At 68.6% G+C, this 14,318-nt stretch carries 9 protein-coding genes and 3 tRNA genes; 2 read left to right on the top strand and 10 right to left on the bottom strand.

Annotated elements, in window-relative coordinates:
- Nucleotides 1-139 precede the first annotated feature (139 nt).
- From AC3RXY_RS14670 to AC3RXY_RS14645, 6 genes are all read right to left on the bottom strand, one after another.
- Nucleotides 140-213, bottom strand: a tRNA-Met gene (locus AC3RXY_RS14670).
- A gap of 24 nt (nucleotides 214-237) precedes the next feature.
- Nucleotides 238-309 (bottom strand) — tRNA-Thr (locus tag AC3RXY_RS14665).
- Between the two features lie 244 nt (nucleotides 310-553).
- The gene (locus AC3RXY_RS14660; RefSeq protein ID WP_491511656.1) at nucleotides 554-1,372 is read right to left on the bottom strand and encodes an inositol monophosphatase family protein; all 819 of its coding nucleotides are present in this window, start codon (nucleotides 1,370-1,372) and stop codon (nucleotides 554-556) included.
- A gap of 329 nt (nucleotides 1,373-1,701) precedes the next feature.
- Complete coding sequence (locus tag AC3RXY_RS14655; RefSeq protein ID WP_491511655.1) at nucleotides 1,702-2,511, bottom strand: enoyl-CoA hydratase/isomerase family protein; 810 nt, start codon at nucleotides 2,509-2,511, stop codon at nucleotides 1,702-1,704.
- 147 nt (nucleotides 2,512-2,658) lie between these two features.
- On the bottom strand, nucleotides 2,659-3,201 hold the full coding sequence (locus tag AC3RXY_RS14650) for an FBP domain-containing protein (RefSeq protein WP_491511654.1): 543 nt from the start codon (nucleotides 3,199-3,201) through the stop codon (nucleotides 2,659-2,661).
- A 49-nt stretch (nucleotides 3,202-3,250) separates the two neighbouring features.
- Nucleotides 3,251-3,667: a nitroreductase family deazaflavin-dependent oxidoreductase gene (locus tag AC3RXY_RS14645; RefSeq protein ID WP_491511653.1), complete on the bottom strand. Its 417-nt coding sequence runs from the start codon at nucleotides 3,665-3,667 to the stop codon at nucleotides 3,251-3,253.
- Between the two features lie 124 nt (nucleotides 3,668-3,791).
- Between AC3RXY_RS14645 and AC3RXY_RS14640 the strand changes: the two genes are divergently transcribed.
- Nucleotides 3,792-4,172 carry a YchJ family protein gene (locus AC3RXY_RS14640; protein WP_491511652.1) on the top strand — a complete coding sequence of 127 codons (381 nt, stop codon included), beginning with the start codon at nucleotides 3,792-3,794 and terminating at the stop codon, nucleotides 4,170-4,172.
- 63 nt (nucleotides 4,173-4,235) lie between these two features.
- On the opposite strand, the gene AC3RXY_RS14635 is transcribed toward AC3RXY_RS14640, so the two are convergent.
- The 4 genes from AC3RXY_RS14635 to rpoB all read right to left on the bottom strand — a co-directional run bounded on the left by AC3RXY_RS14635 (nucleotide 4,236) and on the right by rpoB (nucleotide 13,058).
- Nucleotides 4,236-4,320, bottom strand: a tRNA-Tyr gene (locus AC3RXY_RS14635).
- Nucleotides 4,321-4,452: 132 nt separating this feature from the next.
- Entirely contained in the window at nucleotides 4,453-5,373 is a 921-nt protein-coding gene (locus AC3RXY_RS14630; protein WP_491511651.1) for a PfkB family carbohydrate kinase, read from the bottom strand.
- A gap of 237 nt (nucleotides 5,374-5,610) precedes the next feature.
- Nucleotides 5,611-9,486 carry a DNA-directed RNA polymerase subunit beta' gene (gene rpoC, locus AC3RXY_RS14625; RefSeq protein ID WP_491511650.1) on the bottom strand — a complete coding sequence of 1,292 codons (3,876 nt, stop codon included), beginning with the start codon at nucleotides 9,484-9,486 and terminating at the stop codon, nucleotides 5,611-5,613.
- A gap of 77 nt (nucleotides 9,487-9,563) precedes the next feature.
- Complete coding sequence (gene rpoB / locus AC3RXY_RS14620) at nucleotides 9,564-13,058, bottom strand: DNA-directed RNA polymerase subunit beta (RefSeq protein WP_491511649.1); 3,495 nt, start codon at nucleotides 13,056-13,058, stop codon at nucleotides 9,564-9,566.
- Between the two features lie 294 nt (nucleotides 13,059-13,352).
- Here rpoB and AC3RXY_RS14615 point away from each other — a divergent pair, with 294 nt between their 5' ends.
- Nucleotides 13,353-14,219: a spermidine synthase gene (locus tag AC3RXY_RS14615; RefSeq protein ID WP_491511648.1), complete on the top strand. Its 867-nt coding sequence runs from the start codon at nucleotides 13,353-13,355 to the stop codon at nucleotides 14,217-14,219.
- Nucleotides 14,220-14,318: the final 99 nt, after the last annotated feature.

The following is a 14,318-nucleotide window of genomic DNA, read 5'->3' as shown; positions in this document are numbered from 1 at the left end:
ACTCTGGCACCGCTCAGGCTGGATCGGCGAACACTGACACGCCCAACCCCATCCACTCTTTTCTGCCGATAACCCCCTGCCGCGGGAGATGACGTGGCCGAAACGACGAAACCCCCGGAGAACCGGGGGTTTTGATCTGTAGCAGGAGCGGGGCTTGAACCCGCGACCTCACGATTATGAGTCGTGCGCTCTCACCAACTGAGCTACCCTGCCGCGAATCACCTTGCGGTGTTTCTGAGCCCCGAGTCAGGATTGAACTGACGACCCCTTCCTTACCATGGAAGTGCTCTGCCACTGAGCTATCGGGGCGCGGCTGCCGTTTCAGGCAACCAGACGAGAATAGCACCCTTCCGACGGGATGCGGAAATCATGGTCGCGTCGAGTCAGGAGACCCCGCAGCCACCCGGCTTCGCACCACCGGGTCGGCCGTCACCTGCCCCGTCGGCGCCGGAAGCAAGGCGGGCGCCGGTAGCGCCGCCACCCCTTCTCGGCGCGCCGTCGGCATGCCCGGCCAGCCCACCCCGGGACGGGGATCCGTGGGCGGAATCCACACTCAGACGACGGCCCCGATGAGGCCGCCCAGGCGGTCCACAACAGCCGGTCCGCCCGCCAGCACCATCCGGCGCGACTCCCCGGGAGAACCCGGGCGCTCGAACCGCCCCCCGGCCTCCGCCACGAGCAGTGCGCCCGCAGCGAAGTCCCACGGCTGCAACCCTCGCTCGAAATACCCGTCCAGCCGGCCGGCGGCCACATACGACAGGTCGATGGCCGCAGAGCCCATCCGACGCAGATCGCGAGCCATCGGCATGACCCGCGACACCGTCGCCAGATCGCCCGCATGGGTGGCAGGATCGTAGCCGAAGCCGGTGGCCAGCAGCGCACCCGCCGGCGTCTCTGCCGACACCCGGATCTTCTCACCGTTCAGCTCGGCGCCGCCCCCGCGCATCGCCCGGAACAGCTCCCCCAGCACCGGCGCATAGACCACGCCGACGAGGGCGTCCCAGGCATCCGGGTCTGGACCGCCCCGCACCGCCGCGATACTGACGCAATAGGCGGGAATGCCGGCGGCGTAGTTCACGGTGCCATCGATCGGATCGACGACCCAGGTGATCCCGCTCGACCCGGCGGCTGTGCCGGACTCCTCCCCCAGGAATCCGTCGTCCGGCCGCGCCGCGGCCAGACGGGCCTTGATGAGGTCTTCCACCTCACGATCGGCCTCGGTGACGATGTCGGCGATCGACGACTTCGACGCGGCCACGGTCACACCCTCAGCACGGCGACGACGCGCCAGGTCGCCAGCTTCGCGGGCGATGGTCTCAGCGAGGTCGCGCAGCGCATCGAGCTCCGGCGTCTCCGAGTCTGCGTCCCTCATCGCGGTGCCACCGCCGGTACGGCCGGGACGAAGGGTCGCCGGCGGTGCAGCATGGGTGGAAGCGCCCCCGCCACGCTCACGATCGCTGCGGAAACAGGAGCCCCGATCTCGACCCAGCGAGAAACCCGGATGAGCGTGCTCCGCTCCGGTCTCGCGGCAGCCCTTGCCTCCGTCATGACGATCCTCTCCGCCGCTCGCGTTGCGCGGGCTCGCCTCCATCCTCGCATGCACGACCATCAGCCCGGCCGGTCAGAGCTCCGGGCTGGGGACAACCCCTGTCGATGCGTCCACGGGCCTGTCGATGCGTGGACGGGGAGGAGGAGTCGGCGTCAGTTTCCCTTCGACGCCGCTCCCGCCGCGAAAGCCTGGATCCGAGCCTGCGCCTGCGGGGTGTCGAAGGCCGCGCCGATCGTGCGGGCCTCCTCCTCGAGCTGATCGGCGAAGGAGCGCGCCGGCTGCGAGCGCAGCAGACGCTTCGCCTGGCCATAGGCACCGAAAGCACCCGCCAGCCAGAAGCGTGCGATCTCCTCGCCGCGCGCGCGGACCGCATCCGCGATCACGCCGGCGTCGGAGACGTCGTCCGCAGCGGAGACGACCTCGGCGACGAGGCCCCACTGACGGGCTTCGTCCGCCGTGAGGAGACGATCCTGCAGCACGAGCTGGAGCGCCCTGCGCTCCCCCACCGCGCGAGCGAGGTGCGCCGAGACCGAGAGGTCGGGGGTGAGACCGATGTTGGCGTAGAGGCTGCCGAGCCGCGAGTTCGCCCCCACCACCGCGTAGTCGCTGGCGAGCATGATGCCCAGCCCGCCGCCCGCCGTCGTTCCGTGCGCTGCGGCGACGACCGGGATGGGCGCCTCGACCAGGTTTCGGATGCCCTGATTGATCACGCGGGCGAGCTCGGTGAGCTGGCCCCCGCCCGACATCGTCTGGCCCATGGCCACCACATCGCCGCCCGCGCAGAACGAGGGTCCGGCGGCGTCGATGAGGATCGCGCCCACATCGTCGCGACCGACGGCCTCGCCGGTGGCCTCAGCCCACGCGTAGGCGAGCTGCTCGTCGAAGGCGTTGAGCCGGCTCGGTCGGTTCAACGTGATGCGGGCGAGACCGTCGTTCACGCTGAGGCGGATGGCGTCGTTCATGCAGGCTCCTCGGGGATGTGTCGCGGGGCCAGGGACACCCCGTCGTACCAGGGGCCAGCTTAGACGCGGCTGCGGCCGTCTCCGGTGGACGTTGGTTGCCGTCCACAGCCCGACAACAGGCAGATGGCGCCAGAACAAGCGGTTTTCTCAGACTCCGGCCTGTTCTGATGCTGTCTGCCTGTTCTGCTGCGCGCTGGAGTCGTGGTCAGCCAGCACCTGCTCGACGAAGCCGCGCAGGCGCCGGTGCGTGCCGTCGAGGCGCAGGTCGGCCTGGCCGCTGGCGCGCACCTCGTTGGGCGCCAGGGGCGGCGCGATGCGCACGTTGTCATGACACGTCAGATCGGCGCACATATACGTGCCGACGCTCGCGCCGTTCCGCCCCGCGTCTCCCGCCTTGCGGGCCGAGACCATGACCACCTGGTTTCCCGGTTGCATCGTGTGACAGATGTTGCACATCGCCGCGCGCGTCCGACCGGGGTCTGTCGCGCGCAGCACGACGCCCACCAGCTCGCCCTGACGTTCGAGCAGCACGTATCCGCGCTTGCCCTGCGCGGGGTCGCGCCAGGCGAAGAAGTCGAGGTAGTCCCAATCGACCAGGAGGAAATCGTGCGGAAGGGCGAGCAGACGAAGCTCGTCGGGCTCGGCGTTGACGAACGCCGCCCGGATGTCGGATTCGGTGAGCGGTCGCATCGCCCCAGTCTACGAAGAGCGCCGCGTGATCGTCCGGCTCGCTGCTCGTTCAGGCCTCGGTAACGTGCTCCGCGGCGGGGCCGTCGAACGCCAGCTCGAGGATCGGGCTGCCCGCCAGCCACGCCGCGCGATCGGCGGAGGGCAGCGCCGGGTGCTGCAAACGGTTGAGCCCGTCTGTGATGCCGATGATGACCCGTTCGCGATCCGCCGCCTCGAGAGGCACGGCGCGCGCGGCGGCCTCTGCCGGCTCGTCCTGGGTGATGTGCACGGTGAGGCGCGGGTCGGCAAGCAGGTTCGCGAACCAGTCGCGCTTGCCCGGCGATCCGGCGAGAAACAGCCGCCCGTCGAACTCGTAGATCCAGATCTCGAGGCGGCGGGGCAGGCCGGACTTCGCGCCCCGGGTGGTGATGTCGACGGTGCGGACCAGATCACCGCGGCGGAGTCCGTTCTCGAATGCGTTGGTCATGGTCTCCCTCACACGGCCGACGGGATGCGGGTGGATGCGGGTGCGACCGTCACGGCATCCCGTCGGATGCTATCAGCGGGAGATGCGGCCGGCTCCGTCCTGCGCGGCCTGCGAGGATGGGGTGATGAGCGAGACCCGATGCCCGTGCGGAAGCGGTGACACTTTCGACGCGTGCTGCGGGCCGATCCTGGCCGGCCGGCCAGCCCCGACCGCCGAGCGCCTCATGCGCTCGCGCTACACGGCCTTCGTCCTCGGCGACATCGACCATCTGCGCCGGTCGTGGCATCCGCGCACCCGCCCGGCAGAGCTCTCGCTCGATCCGGAAACGCGCTGGCTGCGCCTGTCGATCCTCGACCGCACCGCCGGCGGCCCGTTCGACCGCGAGGGCACGGTGACCTTCGTCGCCCGATACGAGGACGCCGACGGCCGCGGCGCGCTGCGCGAGCGCAGCCGCTTCGTGCGCGAGGGCCGTGACTGGCGCTACGTCGACGGTGATGTGGGCTGACGCCGCAGTACAGAAGAGGGCCCCGACAACCCTGTTTTCACGAGGTAAGTCGGGGCCCACTGGTGGTGGCGAGTGAGGGATTCGAACCCCCGAAGTCGAAGACGGCTGATTTACAGTCAGATCCCTTTGGCCGCTTGGGTAACTCGCCATGTGCGCCCCCACCCAGCTTTTCCAGTCGACCGGAGGCGCGAGTACCTAGTCTAGTCAAAATCGCGACCATTCAGAAATCGAGCACCCCGCGCCCGGTCGTTTCGAGGGCGGCCGCCGCGACGCGGGAGGGCTAGGTGGAGAGGGGGCGGGTGAGGGACTCTGGCGTGTGCAGCAGGCCGCCCTCGAAACGACAGGTCGCAGCGGCCACGGCCATCGCGCGATCCAGGATCACCGACCACGCATCGAGATCCGCCGGCGCACCCGCTGCGAGCCCGGCCACCAGCGCGGCGAGGGTCGCATCGCCCGCACCCACCGTGTCGACCACGCGACCCGGAAGCGAGGCGATCGGGCGTGCGACGACGCCCGCTGCGACATCGAGCACCGCCCCATCCGCACCGGCAGTGGCGAGGACGGCGCCCGCCCCGAGCTCGCGCAGCCGACGGCGCAGCGCCTCGAGGTCTCCGCCCGAGAGGAATGCGGCATCGTCCGCGCCGACCTTGACCAGGGCCGCCCGCGCCGCCACGCGCTCGAAACCGCGTACGAACTCGTCATGATCGCGCATCATCCCCGCCCGCGGATTGGGGTCGATCGCCAGGACGGCATCGCCGACGGCGTCCACGAGGGCCGCGACCTCGTCCGGCTCGTCGAAGGGGAAGCAGCTCACCGCCACCAGCCCGGCCGCATCGATCGCCCGCCTGGCCTCGTCTCCGTAGCGGATGCTGCGCTGCCGGGCAGCATCGTTGAAGGTGTACGTCGGCTCCCCCGACGCCGATCGCGTCACGAGCGCACGGGAGGATCCGAGCGGCGCGGGGCTCGCGATCAGGCGAACACCGAAGTCGCTGAGATAGGAGCGGATGCGCGCGCCGGGCTCGTCATCGCCGACCATCGCGATCAGCGTCGCGGCGACGCCGAGCCGTGCCAGCCCGACGGCGACGTTCAGCGCCGCACCCCCGATGAGCTCGTGGACGCCGCCGGGCAGACGCAGCTCATCGATCAGCGCGTCGCCGATCACCACGACGCCGGGCACGGGGGAAACGGGGCTCGTCGGCATCCTCCGATTCTGGCGCATCGCGACGGCTGCCGCACCCGCCGACGGGCGGCCCGGCGATCCGCCGGTGCCCCGATCTGCGTACGGTGCCCCGATCTGCGGAGGGAATCAGGCACCCGGTGTGCAGATCGGGGCACGGTACGCAGATCGGGGCACCGCGCCGCTCCGGAAACACCGGAGGCCCCGGGGGTGAACCCCCGGGGCCTCCGGTCGACCGTCACGGTCAGGCGATCACAGCGCTCAGCTGTAGGTGCCCGGTGCGATGTCGTCGGTCGAGAACGCGTCGAAGTCGACGTAGTCGAAGTCACCCTCGGCGTACGCCCCGTCGGATGCGAAGATCCGGTTCGGGTAGCGCTCGCTCTTGGCCTCTTCTGTTGCCTCGACGGTGATGTCGCGGTACTTGTTGAGGCCCGTCCCCGCGGGGATGAGCTTTCCGATGATGACGTTCTCCTTGAGGCCGACCAGCGGGTCGCTCTTGCCCTCCATCGCGGCCTGCGTGAGCACCCGGGTGGTCTCCTGGAAGGAGGCCGCCGACAGCCACGACTCGGTCGCGAGCGACGCCTTCGTGATACCCATCAGCTCCGGACGACCCGACGCCGGGCGCTTGCCCTCGGCGACAGCCTCGCGGTTGATCGCCTGGTAGCGCTTGAGGTCGACGAGCTCGCCCGGCAGCAGCGTGGTGTCAGCGTGGTCCACCACGGTGACCTTGCGCAGCATCTGACGGACGATGACCTCGATGTGCTTGTCGTGGATCGGCACACCCTGCGAGCGGTACACGCCCTGCACGCCGCCGACGAGGTACTTCTGCACCTCGCGGGCACCCATGACACGCATGACCTCCTTGGGGTCGAGCGTGCCGACCTGCAGGGGCTGGCCGACCGTGACGTGCTGGCCGTCCTCGACGAGGAGAGTCGCACGCTTCAGCACCGGGTAGACGACGGGCTCGTCGCCGTTGTCGGGCGTCAGGATGACCTTCTTCGCCTTCTCGGTCTCGTCGATCGTGATGCGGCCGTCGGCCTCAGCGATCGGGGAGGCACCCTTCGGGGTGCGCGCCTCGAAGAGCTCCTGCACACGCGGCAGACCCTGTGTGATGTCGTCGGCCGATGCCGAGCCACCGGTGTGGAAGGTACGCATCGTCAGCTGCGTACCGGGCTCACCGATCGACTGGGCGGCGATGATGCCGACGGCTTCGCCGATGTCCACGGTCTTGCCGGTCGCGAGCGAACGGCCGTAGCACTGCGCGCACACACCCACGGCGGAGTCGCAGGTGAGCACGGAGCGCACCTTGATGGTCTCCACACCCAGGCCGACGAGCTTGTCGATGAGCACGTCACCGACGTCCTCACCGGCGGTCGCGAGCACCTCACCGGCCTCGTTGACCACGTCGGATGCGAGCGTGCGGGCGAACACCGAGTTCTCGACGTTGGCGTCGCGCACCAGCTTTCCGGTGTAGTCGGGAGCGGCGATCGGCAGCTCGAGACCCTTCGACGTGCCGCAGTCCTCCTCGCGGATGATGACATCCTGCGAGACGTCCACGAGACGACGGGTCAGGTAGCCGGAGTCCGCGGTACGCAGAGCGGTGTCCGCCAGACCCTTACGGGTACCGTGCGTCGCGATGAAGTACTCCGCCACCGACAGCCCCTCGCGGTACGAGGAGATGATCGGGCGCGGGATGATCTCACCCTTCGGGTTGTTCACCAGGCCTCGCATACCCGCGATGTTGCGGATCTGCAGCCAGTTACCACGAGCACCAGACGACACCATGCGGTTGATGGTGTTGTCCTCCGGGAAGTGGGCGCGCATCGCGGCCTGCACCTCGTCGGTGGCCTCCGTCCAGATCTTGATGAGCTCCTGACGACGCTCGGCGTCGGTGGTGAGACCCTTCTCGTACTGCGACTGGACCTTCGCGGCCTGCTTCTCGTAGCCGGCGACGATCTCGGCCTTGTTCGGCGGGGTGAGGATGTCGCTCAGCGCCACGGTGACACCCGAACGGGTGGCCCAGTAGAAGCCGGCGTCCTTGATGCGGTCCAGCGTCGCCGCCGTCTCGACCTTCGGGTACTCCTCGGCGAGCTTGTTGACGATCTGGCTCAGCTTGCCCTTGTCGGCGACGCCGCGCACGAAGGGGTAGCCCTTCGGCAGGGTGTCGTTGAAGATCGCCTGACCGAGCGAGGCGTCCACGAGACCGTGACGCTCGTAGCCGTCGGGGGCCTCGCCCTCGAGGAAGGTCAGCCCCGGGATGCGGATGCGGACCTTCGCCTGCAGGTCGAGCGTGCCCTCCTCACGAGCGAGGATGGCCTCGGAGACCGAGCCGAACGCACGTCCCTCGCCCGTCGCGCCCTCCTTGACCGTGGTCAGGTGGTGGAGACCGATGATCATGTCCTGCGAGGGCAGGGTCACCGGGCGGCCGTCCGACGGCTTCAGGATGTTGTTCGACGCCAGCATCAGGATGCGGGCCTCGGCCTGCGCCTCCGCGGAAAGCGGAAGGTGCACGGCCATCTGGTCACCGTCGAAGTCCGCGTTGAAGGCGGTGCACACCAGCGGGTGGAGCTGGATCGCCTTGCCCTCGACGAGCTGCGGCTCGAACGCCTGGATGCCCAGACGGTGCAGCGTGGGAGCGCGGTTGAGCAGCACAGGGCGCTCGCGGATGATCTCCTCGAGCACGTCCCAGACCTCGGGACGCGTACGCTCGACAGCACGCTTGGCGGCCTTGATGTTCTGCGAGTGGCCGAGGTCGATCAGGCGCTTGATCACGAAGGGCTTGAACAGCTCCAGCGCCATCTGCTTGGGCAGGCCGCACTGGTGCAGCTTGAGCTGCGGACCGACGACGATGACCGAACGGCCGGAGTAGTCGACACGCTTTCCGAGCAGGTTCTGACGGAAGCGGCCCTGCTTGCCCTTGAGCATGTCGGACAGCGACTTCAGCGCCCGGTTGCCGGTGCCGGTGACGGGGCGACCGCGGCGGCCGTTGTCGAACAGCGCGTCGACGGCCTCCTGCAGCATCCGCTTCTCGTTGTTGACGATGATCTCGGGGGCACCGAGGTCGATCAGGCGACGGAGACGGTTGTTGCGGTTGATCACGCGACGGTACAGGTCGTTCAGGTCGCTTGTCGCGAAACGGCCACCGTCGAGCTGCACCATCGGGCGCAGCTCCGGCGGGATCACCGGCACGACGTCGAGGACCATGGCGGCCGGGCTCATGCCGGTCTCCAGGAACGACGAGACGACCTTGAGGCGCTTGATCGCACGGATCTTGCGCTGGCCCTTGCCCTCGGAGATCTGCAGGCGGAGGCTCTCGGCCTCGGCCTTCAGGTCGAAGGCCGCCAGGCGACGCTGGATCGCCTCGGCGCCCATGTAGGCCTCGAAGTACTGCCCGAAGCGGTCCTGCAGCTCGTGGAAGACATCGTCCTCCGGGCGCAGCGCACCGACCTCGAGGGTGCGGAAGTCCTCCCACACGCGCTCGAGGCGAGCGATCGCCTCGTCTGCGCCCTTGCGGATCTGCGACATCTCCTTCTCGGCGGCGTCCTTGGCCTTCTTCTTCAGGTCGGCCTTGGCGTCGTCCGCCTCGAGAGCGGCGAGCTCCTCCTCCAGGCGCGCGAGGCGCTCGGCGATCTTCGCGTCGCGACGATCTGCGAGCGTCTTCAGCTCCAGGCGGATGTTGCTCTCCTGGGTCGCGAGGTCGCGGTGACGCGCCTCCTCGTCGACCGAGATGACCATGTACGCGGCGAAGTAGATGACCTTCTCGAGGTCCTTCGGCGCCATGTCCAGCAGGTACCCGAGGCGCGAGGGCACGCCCTTGAAGTACCAGATGTGGGTGACGGGAGCGGCCAGCTCGATGTGGCCCATGCGCTCACGGCGGACCGAGCTCTTGGTGACCTCGACACCGCATCGCTCACACACGATGCCCTTGAAGCGGACGCGCTTGTACTTGCCGCAGGCGCACTCCCAGTCGCGGGAGGGCCCGAAGATCTGCTCGCCGAAGAGGCCGTCCTTCTCCGGCTTCAGCGTGCGGTAGTTGATGGTCTCGGGCTTCTTGACCTCGCCATAGGACCAACGGCGGATGTCGTCGGCGGTGGCCAGACCGATGCGAAGCTCATCGAACGTAGTTGCGTCGAGCACTGATTCTCCTGTGTCTCAAAAAATCCTGATGATGCGGGCCGCGGCTGTGCGCTCGCGCCCGTCGAATCGGTTCTGGCTCAGATCTCGTCGATCGAGGCGGACTCGAAGCGGCTGGAGATGTTGATCCCCAGCTCCTCGGCCGCACGGAAGGCCTCGTCGTCGGTGTCGCGGAGGTTGACCGCCGTGCCGTCGGCCGAGAGCACCTCGACGTTCAGGCAGAGCGACTGCATCTCCTTCATGAGCACCTTGAAGGACTCCGGGATGCCCGGCTCCGGGATGTTCTCGCCCTTGACGATCGCCTCGTACACCTTGACGCGGCCAAGGATGTCGTCGGACTTGACGGTGAGCAGCTCCTGGAGGGCGTAGGCGGCGCCGTACGCCTCGAGGGCCCACACCTCCATCTCACCGAAGCGCTGGCCGCCGAACTGCGCCTTACCACCCAGCGGCTGCTGGGTGATCATCGAGTACGGACCGGTCGAGCGCGCGTGGATCTTGTCGTCGACGAGGTGGTGCAGCTTCAGGATGTACATGTAGCCCACCGAGATCGGCCCGGGGAACGGCTCGCCGCTGCGGCCGTCGAACAGGGTCGTCTTGCCCGAGGAGTCGATCAGGCGCTCACCGTCGCGGGTGGGCAGCGTGGAGTCGAGAAGACCCGAGATCTCCGCCTCGTGCGCCCCGTCGAACACCGGGGTCGCGACCTTGGTGCCCGGGGCAGCCTCGCGGGCGTCCTCCGGCAGGTGCACGGCCCACTCCGGCTCGCCCTCGACCTTCCAGCCCTGCTTGGCGATCCACCCGAGGTGGGTCTCCAGCACCTGGCCGAAGTTCATGCGACCAGGGATGCCGAGCGGGTTGAGCACCACGTCGACCGGGGTGCCGTCGGAGAGGAAGGGCATGTCCTCGACCGGAAGGATCTTCGCGATGACGCCCTTGTTGCCGTGACGGCCGGCGAGCTTGTCACCCTCGGTGATCTTGCGCTTCTGGGCGATGTAGACCACCACGCGACGGTTGACGCCGGAGCCCAGCTCGTCGTCGCCGTCCTCGGCGTTGAACTCCTTGACCGCGATGATCGTGCCCTGCTCACCGTGGGGAACCTTGAGCGACGTGTCGCGCACCTCGCGGCTCTTCTCGTTGAAGATCGCGCGCAGCAGACGCTCCTCGGCGCTCAGCTCGGTCTCGCCCTTCGGCGTGACCTTGCCGACGAGGATGTCGCCGGGGCGCACCTCGGCGCCGATGCGGATGATGCCGCGCTCGTCGAGGTCCTTCAGCAGCTCGGGGCTGACGTTGGGGAGGTCACGGGTGATCTCCTCCTTGCCGAGCTTGGTGTCGCGGGCGTCGACCTCGTACTCCTCGATGTGGATCGAGGAGAGGGTGTCGTCCTTCACGAGCTCCTGGCTGAGGATGATCGCGTCCTCGAAGTTGTGACCCTCCCAGGTCATGAACGCCACGAGCAGGTTCTTGCCGAGCGCGAGCTCGCCGTTCTCGGTCGCGGGGCCGTCGGCGATGACCTCACCGGTCTCGATGCGGTCGCCCGCCGAGACGATCACGCGCTGGTTGTAGCTGGTGCCCTGGTTGGAGCGGTCGAACTTGCGCAGGTAGTACTCCTGCGTGCCGCCCTCGTCGAGGATGACCACGACGCGGTCTGCCGAGACCTCGCCGATCACACCGGGCTTGTCCGCGATGATGACGTCGCCGGCGTCGATCGCGGCGTAGCCCTCCATACCGGTTCCGACCAGCGGGGAGTCGCTGCGCAGCAGCGGCACCGCCTGACGCTGCATGTTGGCGCCCATCAGGGCGCGCTGCGCGTCGTCGTGCTCAAGGAACGGCACGAGCGAGGTCGCCACCGACACCATCTGGCGCGGCGAGACGTCCATGTAGTTGATCTCGTCCGGAAGGAAGAGGTCGACCTCGCCGTTGCTGTGGCGGGCCAGGACGCGGTCCTGCTCGAAGGTGCCGTCGGCGTTGAGGGGCGCGTTGGCCTGGGCGACCGTGAAGTCGGTCTCCTCGGTGGCCGTGAGGTAGTCGATCTGCTCCGTGACGACGCCGTCGACGACGCGACGGTACGGCGTCTCGATGAAGCCGAAGGAGTTGATGCGCGCAAAGGTCGCGAGCGAGCCGATCAGGCCGATGTTCGGGCCTTCCGGGGTCTCGATCGGGCACATGCGGCCGTAGTGCGAGGGGTGCACGTCGCGCACCTCGACGCCGGCACGGTCACGGCTCAGGCCACCGGGGCCCAGGGCCGAGAGGCGGCGCTTGTGGGTCAGGCCCGCGAGCGGGTTGTTCTGATCCATGAACTGCGACAGCTGCGAGGTGCCGAAGAACTCCTTGATCGCCGCCACGACGGGGCGCACGTTGATCAGGGTCTGCGGGGTGATCGCCTCGATGTCCTGCGTGGTCATGCGTTCGCGCACCACGCGCTCCATGCGCGACAGACCGGTGCGGACCTGGTTCTGGATGAGCTCGCCGACCGCGCGGATGCGACGGTTGCCGAAGTTGTCGATGTCGTCGGTGGCCAGGCGGATCTCCGCCTTCTTGCCGCCGCGAACGCCCTCGAAGGTCTCGACGCCCGCGTGCAGACGCACCATGTACTTGATGGTCTCGACGATGTCCTTGACGGTGAGCACCGACTCGGTCAGCGGGGTGTCGAGGCCCAGCTTCTGGTTGATCTTGTAGCGGCCGACCTTGGCGAGGTCGTAGCGCTTCGGGTTGAAGTAGAAGTTGTCCAGCAGCGCGCGGGCAGCCTCTGCGGCGACCTGCTCACCCGGACGCAGCTTGCGGTAGATGTCGCGGAGGGCGTCTTCCTTGGTGAGGATGGTGTCCTTCGCGAGGGTCTCCTCGATCGAGGGGAAGCCGGCGAACTCCGCCAGGATCTCTTCGCTGGACAGGCCGAGGGCCTTGAGGAAGACGGTGACGGACTGCTTGCGCTTGCGGTCGATACGCACACCGACCTGGTCACGCTTGTCGATCTCGAACTCGAGCCAGGCGCCGCGGCTCGGGATGACGCGCGCCGAGACGATGTCCTTGTCACTGGTCTTGTCCGGGGTCTTGTCGAAGTAGACGCCCGGCGAGCGCACCAGCTGCGAGACGACGACACGCTCCGTGCCGTTGATGATGAACGTGCCCTTGGCGGTCTGGAGCGGGAAGTCGCCCATGAAGACCGTCTGGGTCTTGATCTCACCGGTCTGGTGGTTCATGAACTCGGCCTCGACGTACAGCGGGGCGGCATAGGTCTTGCCGCGCTCCTTGCACTCGTCGATCGAGTACTTCTCGGGCTCGAGGTAGGGGTTGGTGAAGCTCAGCTGCATCGTCTCGCTGAGGTCTTCGATCGGCGAGATCTCCTCGAAGATCTCCTCGAGGCCGCTGACCTCGCTGACGTCCTTGCGGCCGGCCTTCTTGGCCTCGGCGACGCGGGCCTTCCAGGTCTCGTTGCCGACGAGCCAGTCGAACGACTCGGTCTGCAGGGCCAGCAGGTCAGGCACCGTCAGCGTGTCGGAGATCTTGGCGAACGAGAGGCGGGATGCTCCGCGTCCGTTCTGGGGGGTGGTGGGGGTGGATGCGTTGCGAGCAGCAGCCAAGGGAATAACCTCCGTAAGCCCGGGCGGGCTTGTTGATTCCTCTGTCGTCTAGGGACGCGCGACCTGTGGACCCGGGCCTGCGCGCCGTACAGATCCGGCGTGCAGGCGAATGCCGACCACCATATGAGGGCATGGGAGGCGAAGCGCAACTACCCACTATAGCCACAGATTCGCGACATGTCCAGTACAATCCTTGACCTTCTTCATTCGGTGCGATATATCGCGCCGGGAAGAGAGGGGCGGACCCCCGCGCAACGGGACGCGACCGACGGTGCGGAGCCATAGGGTGGCGGGGTGGGACGATCACGGGGAGCCGAGGCACCGCAGGCGCAGGCGCGGCTGGCGTCCGGGGCGATCGCGCGGATCATTCCGAGCGAGTTCGGCGGCGGCTTCGAGCTCGTCGTCGACGACACCCCGCAGTCCCACGTGGACACCGCCGACCCCACCCACCTGCACTTCGAGTACGTCACCCGGATGGGCGCGGTGATCGACCAGCTCGGCGACGAGGGCGCCCCGCTCACCGCCGTGCACCTGGGCGCCGGCGCGATGACGATCCCGCGCTACGTCGAGGCCACCCGTCCCGGCTCCCGTCAGCAGGTGATCGAGCTCGAGCAGGCCCTCGTCGACCTGGTGCGCGCCCACCTGCCGCTCCCCCGGGGAGCGGCGATCCGCACGCGGATCGGCGACGCCCGCGAGGGGGTGCGCCGGCTGCCGACCGGGGTGCGCGGCGCTGTCGACCTCCTCGTCTCCGACGTCTACTCGGGGGCCCAGACCCCCGCGCACCTGACCAGCGTGGAGTTCTACCGCGAGCTGGCTGCGATCCTCGCACCCGGCGGGGTGCTGCTGGTCAACGTCGCCGACGGGCCGGGGCTGGCATTCGCGCGGCGCCAGGTGGCCACCATCGGCACGGTGCTGGAGCACGTCGCGCTCCTGGCAGAGACCCAGGTGCTCCGGGGGCGCCGCTTCGGCAACCTCGTGGTCGCCGCATCGGCCACGCCGCTGCCCACCGCGTGGCTGCCGCGGCTCATGGCGGCCGGCCCTCACCCGGCGAAGGTGGCGCAGGGAGCGGAGGTCGCGGCGTTCTGCCGTGACGCCCGGATCGTGACCGACGCCGACGCCGTGGCCTCCCCGCGGCCCGATGCGTCGCTGTTCCTGCGCTGACGCGCCCCCGCCCCCGCCGAGTCACCAGGGTTTTCAGGTGCTCGCCGCCGGCGAGCACCTGAAAACCCTGGTGACTCGGCGCAGCCGGCGCCCGTTCAC

The sequence above is a fragment of the Microbacterium longlingense genome, from assembly GCF_058349825.2.
The sequence above is the reverse complement of the archived record's forward strand: the minus strand, read 5'-3'. Positions and strand labels throughout refer to the sequence as shown.

Bases quoted from the DNA above. Each gene is read 5' to 3' on its own strand.
- AC3RXY_RS14660 (WP_491511656.1), bottom strand. From the start codon at position 1,372: ATGAGGGACGCAGACTCGGAGACGCCGGAGCTCGATGCGCTGCGCGAC.
- AC3RXY_RS14655 (WP_491511655.1), bottom strand. From the start codon at position 2,511: ATGAACGACGCCATCCGCCTCAGCGTGAACGACGGTCTCGCCCGCATC.
- AC3RXY_RS14650 (WP_491511654.1), bottom strand. From the start codon at position 3,201: ATGCGACCGCTCACCGAATCCGACATCCGGGCGGCGTTCGTCAACGCC.
- AC3RXY_RS14645 (WP_491511653.1), bottom strand. From the start codon at position 3,667: ATGACCAACGCATTCGAGAACGGACTCCGCCGCGGTGATCTGGTCCGC.
- AC3RXY_RS14640 (WP_491511652.1), top strand. From the start codon at position 3,792: ATGAGCGAGACCCGATGCCCGTGCGGAAGCGGTGACACTTTCGACGCG.
- AC3RXY_RS14630 (WP_491511651.1), bottom strand. From the start codon at position 5,373: ATGCCGACGAGCCCCGTTTCCCCCGTGCCCGGCGTCGTGGTGATCGGC.